5 protein-coding genes and 2 pseudogenes are annotated in these 11812 nt (G+C 75.3%); 3 read left to right on the top strand and 4 right to left on the bottom strand.

Going from position 1 to position 11812, the window contains the following annotated elements; translation table 11 throughout:
• Nucleotides 1-77: 77 nt before the first annotated feature.
• Both pntB and ACFV0G_RS23570 read right to left on the bottom strand, forming a co-directional pair.
• Nucleotides 78-1538, bottom strand: a pseudogene (gene pntB / locus ACFV0G_RS23575) (Re/Si-specific NAD(P)(+) transhydrogenase subunit beta); the annotation flags it as partial.
• A 6-nt stretch (nt 1539-1544) separates the two neighbouring features.
• Entirely contained in the window at nt 1545-3113 is a 1569-nt protein-coding gene (locus tag ACFV0G_RS23570; RefSeq protein ID WP_380551242.1) for a Re/Si-specific NAD(P)(+) transhydrogenase subunit alpha, read from the bottom strand.
• A 315-nt stretch (nt 3114-3428) separates the two neighbouring features.
• On the opposite strand from ACFV0G_RS23570, the gene ACFV0G_RS23565 reads away from it, so the two are divergent.
• Entirely contained in the window at nt 3429-4718 is a 1290-nt protein-coding gene (locus ACFV0G_RS23565) for a cytochrome P450 (RefSeq protein WP_380551245.1), read from the top strand.
• Here ACFV0G_RS23565 and ACFV0G_RS23560 read toward each other — a convergent pair.
• Nucleotides 4666-7533: an FAD-binding and (Fe-S)-binding domain-containing protein gene (locus tag ACFV0G_RS23560; protein ID WP_380551239.1), complete on the bottom strand. Its 2868-nt coding sequence runs from the start codon at nt 7531-7533 to the stop codon at nt 4666-4668. The two genes, ACFV0G_RS23565 and ACFV0G_RS23560, sit on opposite strands and share 53 nt — an antisense overlap.
• A gap of 70 nt (nt 7534-7603) precedes the next feature.
• Between ACFV0G_RS23560 and ACFV0G_RS23555 the strand changes: the two genes are divergently transcribed.
• Nucleotides 7604-8209, top strand: coding sequence for an HIT family protein (locus ACFV0G_RS23555; protein ID WP_380551236.1), 606 nt, complete (start codon nt 7604-7606; stop codon nt 8207-8209).
• Between the two features lie 66 nt (nt 8210-8275).
• Here ACFV0G_RS23555 and ACFV0G_RS23550 read toward each other — a convergent pair whose 3' ends face one another.
• Entirely contained in the window at nt 8276-9265 is a 990-nt protein-coding gene (locus ACFV0G_RS23550; RefSeq protein WP_380551233.1) for a glycosyltransferase family 2 protein, read from the bottom strand.
• A 308-nt stretch (nt 9266-9573) separates the two neighbouring features.
• Between ACFV0G_RS23550 and ACFV0G_RS23545 the strand changes: the two are divergent.
• Nucleotides 9574-11812: pseudogene (locus tag ACFV0G_RS23545) on the top strand (HelD family protein); the annotation flags it as partial.

The raw sequence follows: 11812 nt of genomic DNA, 5'->3' as shown, positions 1-11812 counted from the left end.
CGGGGGGCCCGCGCCGCCCCCCCGGCGCAGCGCGGCGGGCCACACCCCTTTTCGGGGGGCGGCCGCGCCCCCGCGGCCCGGCCGGCCGCGCTGGCCTGGCGGGCGGGTGCCGCCTCCGGGTGTCCGCCGGCGTCCAGCGCGCGCAGGATCTCGTCGACGCTCTGCTTGGCATCGCCGAAGAGCATGCTGCTGTTCTCGCGGAAGAACAGCGGGTTCTGCACACCCGCGTACCCGGAGGCCATGGAGCGCTTGAAGACGACGACGTGCTCCGCCTCCCAGACCCGCAGCACCGGCATACCGGCGATCGGGCTGGCCGGGTCGTCCATGGCCGCCGGGTTGACGGTGTCGTTGGCGCCGATGACGAGGACGACGGACGTCCCGGTGAAGTCGTCGTTGATCTCGTCCATCTCCAGGACGATGTCGTACGGCACCTTCGCCTCGGCCAGCAGCACGTTCATGTGCCCGGGCAGGCGCCCCGCGACGGGGTGGACGCCGAAGCGGACCTCGACGCCGCGCTCGCGCAGCCGGCGGGTGAGCTCGGCGACCGGGTGCTGCGCCTGTGCCACGGCCATGCCGTAGCCGGGGGTGATGACCACCGACCGGGCCTGGGCGAGCAGGTCGGCCGTCTCATGGGCGCGGATCTCGCGGTGCTCGCCCTGCTCCTCGTCCCCGCCGGAGGCGGCCTCGATGCCGAAGCCGCCCGCGATGACGGAGAGGAAGGAGCGGTTCATCGCCTTGCACATGATGTAGGAGAGGTAGGCACCCGAGGAGCCGACCAGTGCACCGGTGACGATCAGCAGGTTGTTGTCGAGCAGGAAGCCGGCCGCGGCCGCCGCCCAGCCCGAGTAGCTGTTGAGCATCGAGACGACGACGGGCATGTCGCCGCCGCCGATCGAGGCGACCAGGTGCCAGCCCAGCGCGAGGGCGAGCACGGTCACCGCGACCATCAGGCCGAGGTTCGGACCGGCGGTGAACCAGACCGTCAGTGCCACGAACGCGCCGAGCGCGCCGAGGTTGAGCAGGTTCTTGCCGGGCAGCGTCAGCGGACGCGAGGCGATCCTCGCGGACAGCTTCAGGAAGGCGACGACGGACCCGGTGAAGGTGACCGCGCCGATGAAGATGCCGATGAACACCTCGGCGTGGTGGATGCCCAGCAGGTCGGCGGTGACGGCGGTCTGCGCCGAGCCGTGCGCCTCGACCTCCAGGTAGCTGTTCCAGCCGACCAGCACCGCGGCGAGGCCGACGAAGCTGTGCAGCACCGCGATGAGTTCGGGCATCTGCGTCATCTCGACCCGGCGGGCCCGCCAGAGGCCGATCGCGCCGCCGAGCGCCATCGCGAGGACGATCAGCGCGATCGCACCCGCGGTGATGCTCCGGGACGCCAGCACCACGGTGGCGACCAGGGCGAGGCCCATGCCGGCGATGCCGTAGACGACGCCGGCGCGGGAGGTGCGGTGCTGGGACAGTCCGGCCAGGCTGAGGATGAACAGCAGGGCGGCGACCAGGTCTGCGGCGTGGGAGGCCGTCGTGGTAGTCATCGCGGCTCAGCGCCTTTCCGGGGCAGTCGAGAACATGCTCAGCATGCGGCGGGTGACGGCGAAGCCTCCGAAGATGTTGATGCTCGTCAGCAGGATCGCCGCGAAGGACAGCACGGTGACGAGCACGCTCTCGTGCCCGATCTGCAGCAGCGCGCCGATCACCACGATCCCGGAGATCGCGTTGGTCACCGACATCAGCGGGGTGTGCAGCGCGTGGTGCACCTTGCCGATGACGTAGTAGCCGATGACCACCGCCAGCGCGAACACCGTGAAGTTCTCCGCCAGCTGGGCCGGGGCGAACGCGACCACGGCGAACATCGCCAGCATGCCGGCGCCGATCAGGCCGAAGCGGGCCGCCGGGGTGAGCCGGGGCGCCTTGGGCTCCGCGGGTGCGGCCGCCGGCGCGGGCTGGGCGGCGGGCGCCGCCGAGACGGCCACGGGCGGCGGCGGCCAGGTGGTCTCGCCGGCGCGGACCACGGTCACCGCACGCTGCACCACGTCGTCGAAGTCGACGACCAGGCGCCCGTCCCGGCCGGGCGTGAGCAGCTTCAGCAGGTTGACCAGGTTGGTGCCGAACAGCTGCGAGGCCTGGGCGGGCAGCCGCGCCGCGAGGTCGGTGTAGCCGATGATCGTGACGCCGTTGTCGGTGACCACGATGCGGCCCGCGACGGTGCCCTCGACGTTGCCGCCCTGCGCGGCGGCCATGTCGACCACGACGCTGCCGGGCTTCATCGCCGCCACGTCCGCGGCGGTGAGCAGGCGCGGCGCGGGCCGGCCGGGGATCAGCGCCGTCGTGATGACGATGTCCACGTCCTTGGCCTGCTCGTGGTAGAGCTCGGCCGCGGCGCGGTCGTAGTCGGCGGAGGTCGCCTTGGCGTAGCCGTCGGTGCTCGCCTCCTGGGCGACGTTCACCGCGAGGTACTCGCCGCCCAGCGACTTCACCTGGTCGGCGACCTCAGGCCGGGGGTCGGTCGCCCGGACGATCGCGCCCAGGCTGGACGCGGCGCCGATGGCGGCGAGCCCGGCCACACCGGCGCCGGCCACCAGGACCTTCGCCGGCGGGACCTTGCCCGCGGCGGTCACCTGGCCGGTGAAGAACCGTCCGAAGACGTGCGCCGCCTCGACGACGGCCCGGTAGCCGGCGATGTTCGCCATGGAGCTGAGCACGTCCATCGACTGCGCCCGCGAGATCCGCGGTACCGCGTCCAGCGCGAGCGCGGTGACCGGACGCGCCGACAGCGCCTCCAGCAGGTCGGGCCGCTGGGCCGGGGCGAGCAGGCCGACCAGGGTCGTGCCGTCGCGCAGCCGGGCGATCTCCCCGGTCGACGGGGCGTTGACCTTCAGGACGACATCGGTCGCCCAGGCGTCGCCGATGCCCGCACCGGCCTCGGTGTACGCCGCGTCGGTGAAGCCGGACGCCGAGCCGGCCCCGGACTCGACGACGACCTCGTAGCCGAGTGCGAGCAGCCCGCGCACCGTCGACGGGGTCGCCGCGACGCGGGTCTCCCCGGGGGTGGACTCGGCAACCACACCGATCCGCTGCGGGGGGTGGTGCGTGGAGTCGTCTGCAGACATCTCTCGTGTTCTCTCTCGTCGGAGGAGTTGGTGACGGGGGATCTGCGATCGGGGGAACGTCCTCCCCTTGGTCGCAGGAACCTACACGGCGGAGCAGGTCGGGCGGCACCGCGCGGGACAGTGACGTGTTTCACCAACATGCGGCCCCGCCGGACCCGGATCAAGCACCGCCCCCCCCGGGATTCACCCCCGCGACACCCTCGGCCCCGCAGGGTGCCGCGGCCGCCCGTCCCCGGTGCGCAGTGCTCTGGTGCGGGGGGCGGCGGGGACGTACGGTCGGTCGGTGTGAGTCTCGACCAGGTGCGGGTCAACGGGATGTTCCGGCCCGGGACGTATGCCGACGGTGTGCCGTACGAGCTCTTCCGGGAGCTGCGGGCGGCGGCGCCGGTCTGCTGGGTGGAGGAGCCCGCGGTCGGGGACTGGCCGGCGGGCCCCGGGTACTGGGCGGTGCTGCGGCACGCCGACGTGAAGCATGTGCTGCGCACCCCGGCCGACTTCTCCTCCCATCTCGGGGCCACCCAGATCCGCGACCCGGACACCCCCGCCGACCTGGCGTTCGCCCGCGCGATGATGCTCAACCAGGACCCGCCGGACCACTCCCGGCTGCGCCGGATCGTCGCCGATGCGTTCAGCCCGCGCGCGGTGCGCGAGCTGACCGCGCGGATCGAGGAGCGCGCGGCGGCCGCGGTGCGCGCCGTGGCGCCGGCCGGCCGGGCCGACTTCGTCGCGGTCGCCGCCGACCTGCCGGTGTGGACACTGGCCCATCTGCTCGGCGTGCCCGAGCAGGACGGCCGGCTGCTCCAGGACTGGGCCGACCGGGTGATCGGCTACCAGGACGCCGACCGTGCAGGGCTGTCCACCGCCGACCCGGCGGCGCTGACCGCGCTCGGCCGGGCTGCGCTGGCCCGCCGTCCCGGGCCGCTGACCGGACCCGACGGCCGGCCGGTCAACCCGCGCTCGCGCGCCGCCCTGGCCGACATGTTCGCCTACGCCCACGGCATCGCCGCGCGGCCTCGCCCCGGCAGCGTGGTGGCGCGGATGCTCGCGGCCGGGCTCGGCCGCGACGAGTTCGAGACGATGTTCTTCCTGTTCGCGGTGGCCGGCAACGAGACGCTGCGCAACGGTGTCCCGGGCGGGCTGCACACCCTGCTGTCGCACCCGGAGCAGTACCGGCTGCTGTGCGAGCGGCCGGAGCTGACCGGCACCGCGGTGGAGGAGATGCTCCGCCACTGGCCGCCCGTCATGGACTTCCGGCGGACGGCCACCCGCGACCTGGTGCTCGGCGGACAGTGGATCCGGTGCGGCGACAAGGTGGTGGTCTACCACGCCTCGGCCAACCGCGACGAGCGGGTCTTCGCCGACCCGGACCGGTTCGACATCACCCGCACGCCCAACGACCACCTGAGCTTCGGCCACGGCCCGCACGTCTGCGTGGGCGCACTGCTGGCCCGCGTCCAGATGCGGGCGATGGTCCGGGAGACCCTTGACCGGCTGCCGGGGCTGCGGCCGGACGGTGAGGCCGTCCGGCTGGCCTCCAACTTCCAGAACGGGCTCAAGCACCTTCCGCTGGCGTGGGATCCGCCGCCTCCCGGATCGCCCGCCTGACCAGTTCGGCCAGGTGCACCGCCCGTCTGCCGCCCGCCAGTTCGACGATCTGGGTGCGGCAGCTGAGCCCGTCGGCAAGCACCGCGGTGCCCGGCGCGGCGGCGCGGACGGCCGGCAGCAGCACCCGCTCGGCCGCGGCCACCGAGACGTCGTAGTGGCCGCGCTCCATGCCGAAGTTGCCCGCCAGGCCGCAGCAGCCGGAGTCCAGCACCTGGTTGCGCACCCCCATTCGCTGCTCGATCCGGCGGTCCGCCGCGGTGCCGAGGACCGCGTGCTGGTGGCAGTGCACCTGAGTGATCGCCGTGGTCTCCAGCCGCGGCAGCGCGGCACCCGACTCGTCCAGGAACTCCGCGAACGTCCGTACCCGGCCGGGCAGATCGCCGGCGGCGGTGCCGAGCAGCCGGGGCAGCTCCTCGCGCAGCGCGGCCGTGCAGCTCGGCTCCAGACCGATCACCGGGAGGCCGGCGGGCACGGCCCGCAGGCTGCGCCGCAGCACCCGGCGGGCGAGGCCGAGCTGGCCGGTGGAGATCAGGGTCAGCCCGCAGCAGACCGGCCCGTCCGGCAGCCGCACCTCGTAGCCGAGGTGCTCCAGCACCTCCACCGCGGCCCGGGCGGGTTCCGGGTCCAGCAGCTCCGCCATGCTGTCCGGCCAGAGCAGCACCGGTACCGCGCCGGGCCGCACCGGACGGGCCGCCCGCCGGTCGCGGAACCACGCGCTGAACCGCCGGGCGGGCAGTACCGGCAGTTCTCGCCGCCGGTCGATGCCCGCCAGCCGCTTCAGTACCGCGGACGAACTCGGCTTTTGCAGCAGCGCGTTGGCGAGGCCCGGGGCGAGTGCGGCGCCGCGCAGCCAGAGCGGCAGCCAGCCCAGCGAGACGTGCGAGGCCGGGCGGATCCGCCGCCGGTAGTGCTGGTGCAGGAACTCGGCGCGATAGGTCGCCATGTCGACATGGACCGGGCAGTCGCTGGCGCAGCCCTTGCAGCCGAGGCAGAGGTCGAGCGCCTCCCGGACCTCCTCCGAGCGCCAGCCGCCGGTGACCGCCTCCCCGCGGAGCATCTCGGCGAGCAGCCGGGCCCGCCCGCGGGTGGAGTGCCGCTCCTCCCCGGTCACCATGTAGCTCGGGCACATCACCCCGGTCGAGGTGTCCACGCACTTCGCCACGCCGACGCAGCGGTGCACCGCGGTGAGCAGGCTGCCGCCGTCCTGCTCGTACGGCAGCGCCAGCGGCAGGTCGCGGCCGGGGAAGCGCAGGTCGGCGTCGAGCGGCCGCGGGTCGACCAGGTTGCCCGGGTTGAGCAGGTTCTCCGGGTCCCACAGCCGTTTGAAGCGCCGGAACAGGTCGATGACCTCCGGCGGGTACATCCGCGGCAGCAGCTCGGCCCGGGCCTGCCCGTCGCCGTGCTCGCCGGAGAGCGAGCCGCCGTGCGCCACCACCAGGTCGGCCGCCTCGGTGAGGAATGCCCGGAACTCCGGCAGCCGCCTCGGCTCGGTCAGCGGGAAGTCCAGCCGCAGGTGGACGCAGCCCTCGCCGAAGTGCCCGTACGGGACGCCGCGCAGCCCGTGCCGGGCGAGCAGCCGGCGCAGCGCGCGCAGGTAGTCGCCGAGCCGTTCCACCGGGACGGCGGAGTCCTCCCAGCCCGGCCACGCCTCGCCGCCCCCGGGCAGCCGGGTGACGATCCCGGCGCCCGCCTCCCGGATGCCCCACAGCGCGCGCTGCTCCTCGGGGCCGGTGACCACGGCGGCGGTCGCGCCCGGCTCCCGGCGGACGGCGTCGGCCAGTTCGCGGGCCGCGGCGAGCGCCTCGGCGGCGGTGGCGCCGCCGGTCTCCAGGAAGAGCCAGCACGCGCCGTCCGGCAGGCGGTCCAGGGCGGCCGGCCGCGGCCCGGCGGCCAGCAGCGCGGCGATCAGGTCGGCGGCCATGCCCTCGACGGTGAGCGGGCGCAGCGGCAGCAGCGCCGGTACCGCGTCGGCGGCGGCCGTCTCGTCGCGGTAGCCGGCCACCACCAGGGCCCGGGCGGCCGGTTCGGGCACCAGGGCGACGGTGGCGCCGAGCAGGACGGCGCAGGTCCCCTCCGTCCCGGTGAGCGCCCGGGCCAGGTCGTACCCGCGCTCCGGCAGCAGGGCGTCCAGCGGGTAGCCGGAGACCCGCCGCGGCAGCGCGGGCATGGCGCGGCGGAGCAGGGCGAGGTGCTGCTCGGTGAGGTCCTGGAGTCCGCGGTGCAGTTCGCCGGCCCGGCCGGGCAGGGCGCGCAGCCGGGCCCGTTCGGCCACGTCCGCGGGGCCGCCGGCGGTGAGTTCGGTGCCGTCGGCGAGGAGCAGGTCCAGCGATCGGACGTTGTCGGCCGTCCGCCCCCAGGCGACCGAGTGCGCGCCGCACGCGTCGTTGCCGATCATCCCGCCGAGCGTGCACCGGCTGTGGGTGGACGGGTCGGGCCCGAAGCGCAGGCCGTACGGCCGGGCCGCCCGCTGGAGGTCGTCGAGGACGGTGCCGGGCTCCACCCGGGCCGTGCGGGCGTCCGGGTCGACCGCGAGCACCCGGCCGAGGTGCCGCCGGAAGTCGAGCACCACCGCGCCCGGGCCGATCGCCTGCCCGCCGATGCTGGTGCCGGCGCCGCGCGGCACCACCGGCACCCCCGCCTCCCGGCAGAGGGCGAGCGCCGTGCGGACGTCGTCCAGGTCGGCCGGCTTCACCACCCCGGCCGGCAGCTGCCGGTAGTTGGAGGCGTCGTGGCCGTACACCGCGCGCTCGGCGGTGCCGAACCGGACCTCGCCGCGCAGGGCGGCGGACAGGGCGCGTTCCAGGGCGGCGGTCATGTGCCGATCATCGCAAGGCCCGGCCACCCCGGCGCGGGGTGACAGGACGTCATCCGGCAGACTCGCCGCCATGAGCGATGATCACGTCACCCCGTACCTCGCCCGGCTCCCGATCGGCGAGCGCATCCCCGTCGCCGCGGACGGCATCGCCTCCTGGGACATCTTCCCCTTCGAGGCCGACCTGCGGACCAAGGTGCTGGACGCACCCGAGCTGCCCGAACCGCCCCGCGACGGCGAGTCGGGGCCCGGCGACTGCAGCCAGTGCGCCCGCCCGGACGAGGACTTCGTCTGGACCGACCGGGACTGGCGGCTGGCCATGCCCGCCGAGCCCGCCGCCCTCCCCGCCCTGGTCCTGCTCCAGCCGCGCGGCCACCACGACCTCGCGGACCTCCCGCCGGAGCGGGCCGCCGAGCTCGGCCCGATGCTCCAGCGGGTGGAGCGGGCCGTGCAGTCGCTCGGCGGCATCGGCCGGGTGCACCTCAACAAGTGGGGCGACGGCGCCGCCCACCTGCACATCTGGCTGATCGCCAGGCCCGCCGGGATGATGCAGCTGCGCGGCAGCTGCCTGCCGGTCTGGGGGGACCTGCTGCCCGCGGTCCCGGACGCGGAGTGGCAGGACAACCGCCGCAGGATCGCCGCCGCGATGGCCGCGGACGGCGGCACCGCACACGCCTGACCGCCACCGCGCGCCCCGACCGGCACCGGGCCGCGCACGCCCTGACCGGCCGGGCCGGGGACCGGCTCAGCGGCGGCCGGACACCGCGCCGCGGGCGATGTGGGACAGCTTGGCCACCTCGAAGGCCGGATACGCCCCGCTCGCCAGCAGGGAGAACTTGACGCCCTCCCGGCCCTCGGGCCGCCGGTAGCCTGCCGGCAGGTAGCCCCGGTAGTGCTCCGCCGCCCGGTGGAAGAACTGCGGCCGCTCCGAGCGGTCCACGCACCCGGCGAGGTCGAAGACGAACAGGAAGTGCCGGATCATCCGGGTGAACAGGTGCGGCCGCAGCGCCTCGCCGCCCGGGGCCGCCTCCAGCGCCTCGAAGCTCCGGCCGTACTGCTCGAAGAGGTCGAAGTGGCTCGCCCCGGGGGAGCCCGCCGGGTGGAGGGTGTGCCGCCGGCGGATCGTCACGCACTCGCGGGGCAGCACGGCAATCCGCCGCGCGGCGAGCGTGGTGGCGTGCACCACCGGGATCTCGTCGTAGTGGCCGTCGGGGAACTCGGGCACGGTGCCGCGGCGCAGCAGGCGGTCCCAGACCAGCGGGGGTGCACCGATGAGCTCGGGGCGCTCGGCGGCGCAGGTAACCTCGGGCCCGGCGGCGGCAAGCAGCTCGGCGGCGCCGCCGGGCCAGCTGCGGCCCTGGTGGTCGCGGGTGTGCCCGAACAGCAGCACGTCCACCTCGCCGGTGGCGGCGAGCCGGTCCGCCATGGCGGTGAAGGCGTCCGGGTCCAGCAGGTGGTCGCTGTCCAGGAAGAGCAGGTAGTCGCCGCGCGCGCGGGCGGCGCCGGCGTTGCGGGCGCGGCCGATGCCGACGGCGGCGCTGAGCCGCAGGACGGTGACCCGGGGGTCGCGCATGCCGTAGGCGTCGGCCGTCCGCTCGGGGCAGTCGGGGGAGCGGTCCACGACGAGGACGACCTCGAAGTCGCGGAACGACTGGGCGAGCAGTGCGTCGAGGCACTCCTTCAGCCGGCCGTTCCGGTCGTGGGCAGGGAGCACGACGGATATGAGGGGTGGCATGGCCAGGGAGGCTAAAGGCGTGTACACGCCCACGCAATGACCGGAAGTGCCGCGAATCCCCGCATTGCGGGGCAGAAGCGATCGAGCGTACGCGATATCTTCACGCCCCGGACACGGGCTGCCGACACCGGGTCACCCAAGGTGATCATGGCCGGTCGTGCGGGGTGTCCGGGGACGCCGGAGCGGGGCGGCGCCGGCAGGGGGGGCCCCGCCGGGGCGGCCGGGCCCGGGCCGCCGCGGCCGGTGCGGCACAGGGAGTAGGATCTTCCGTCCGCCGCTCCGCCCGTGCCGTACCCCCACCGAGGCCCATGCACACCACACCAGAGACCACCGACACCGTCCGCGACCGCGAGATCGCCGACGAGCAGCACCACCTCGACACCGTGTACCGGCGGCTGGAGGAGAAGCTCGCCGAGGCGGAGTACGTCCTCGAGGACGCCGCCAAGCGCGTCCAGGTCGGGACCCCGGGCGCGCTCGCCGAGCGCGACGCCCAGGTCTACCGGGCGGGCGCGCACCTCCAGCGGCTCACCAACGAGTTCGAGGACTTCCTGTTCGGCCGGATCGACCTCCAGGAGGCGGATGCCCCCGAGGAGCACGGCATCCCCAGCTGGACGCCGAAGGACCCGGCCGACCCGGCCGTCGCCGAGACCCTGCACATCGGCCGGGTCGGCGGGGTGGACGCGGGGGTAGGCGCGCGGGTGTGCGAGAGGCGGGGGGGGCGGCGGGTGGGGCCCGGGGGTGTGCGGCGGGGGGGCGCCCGCCGCCGCACCGTTCTACCGCTCCACCCCGCTGGAGCCCGGCCGGGTCATCCGCCGCCGGGTGATCCGCTCGCGCGGCCGCCGCGTGATCGGCGTCGAGGACGACCTGCTGCGCCCCGACCTCACCCCCGTCCTGGACGGCCGCGAACTGGCGGTGGTCGGCGACGGCGCCCTGATGGCCTCGCTCGGCCAGGCCCGCAGCCACTCCATGCGCGACATCGTCTCCTCGATCCAGAAGGAGCAGGACGAGGTCATCCGGGCCCCCGCCGCGGGCGCCACGCTGGTCACCGGCGGCCCCGGCACCGGCAAGACCGCGGTCGCCCTGCACCGGGCCGCGTTCCTGCTCTACCAGGACCGCCGCCGCTACGCGGGCGGCATCCTCGTGGTCAGCCCCACCCCGCTGCTGGTCTCCTACACCGAGGGCGTGCTGCCCGCGCTGGGCGAGGAGGGCCAGGTCGCCATCCGCGCGGTCGGCAGCCTGGTGGACGGCATCGAGGCGGCCCGCTACGACACCCCGGAGACGGCCAGGGTCAAGGGCTCGGCCAGGATGGTCCAACTGCTGCGCAGGGCCGCCAGGGCGGCCCTGGAGCTCGACGCCCCCACCGAGCTGAAGGTCTTCGCCCGGGGCGAGGCGCTGCGGCTGGACGCGGGCCGGCTGAAGGCCGTCCGGGCGGCCGTGGTCGGCGGCGGCGGCACCCCGCTCAACCTGCTGCGCCCGCGCGCCCGCAGGCTGCTGCTGGACGCCCTGTGGCAGGACGCCACCCGGCACCTGCCGAAGCCGGTCAGCCACTTCGACCGCGAGCAGCGCCAGGACGAGCGGGAGGCCTTCGACGAGTACGTCTCGGACGAGGCGGCCTTCCTGGACTTCCTGGACGCCTGGTGGGCCCCGCTGACCCCGCGCGGGGTGCTGGCCACCCTGCGCAGCACCCGCCACCTCAACCGGATCGCCCGCCGGGGCGTCACCCCGGAGGAGGCCCGGCTGCTGGCCGCCTCCTGGCGGCACCTGGACGGCCGCGGCGAGGGCGGCCTGTCCGCCCACGACGTGGCGCTGGTCGACGAGCTGCAGTTGCTGCTCGGCCTGCCGGCCCGGCCCAAGGTGCGCGAGGTGGACGCGGTCGACCTGCTGTCCGGCCTGGACGAGGTCACCACGTACGCCGACCGGTCGTCCCGGCAGCGCGAGCGCGAGCCGGTGGAGCGCACCGAGTACGCGCACGTGATCGTGGACGAGGCCCAGGACCTCACCCCGATGCAGTGGCGGATGATCGGCCGGCGCGCCCGGATGGCGACCTGGACGATCGTCGGCGACCCGGCGCAGTCCTCCTGGCCGTTCCCGCAGGAGGCCCAGTCGGCGCTGGACGAGGTGCTGTCCGGCAAGCCGCGCCGCCGCCACACGCTGACCGTGAACTACCGCAACCCGGCCGAGATCGCCGAGGTCGCGGCCAGGGTGCTGGCGATCGCCGCGCCGGGCACCCCCTCGCCCAGCGCGGTGCGCTCGACCGGGGTGGAGCCGCGCTTCGCGGCCGTCCGGGAGACCGACCCCGAGGCGTTCGGCCGGGCCGCCCGGGCGGAGCTGGAGCGGCTGCTGGGCGAGGTGGACGGCACGGTGGCGGTGGTCGTGCCGATGGACCGCCGGGCCGAGGCGGCCGGCTGGGCCGAGGGCCTGGGCGACCGGGTGGTCGCGCTCGGCAGCCTGGAGGCCAAGGGCCTGGAGTACGACGCCACGGTGGTCGCCGACCCGACCGGGAGCGCGGGGGAGTCGGAGGCGGGGCTGCGGGTGCTGTACGTGGCC

This window comes from Kitasatospora sp. NPDC059571, assembly GCF_042735675.1.
Classification (GTDB): Bacteria; Actinomycetota; Actinomycetes; order Streptomycetales; family Streptomycetaceae; genus Kitasatospora.
The sequence above is the reverse complement of the archived record's forward strand: the minus strand, read 5'-3'. Positions and strand labels throughout refer to the sequence as shown.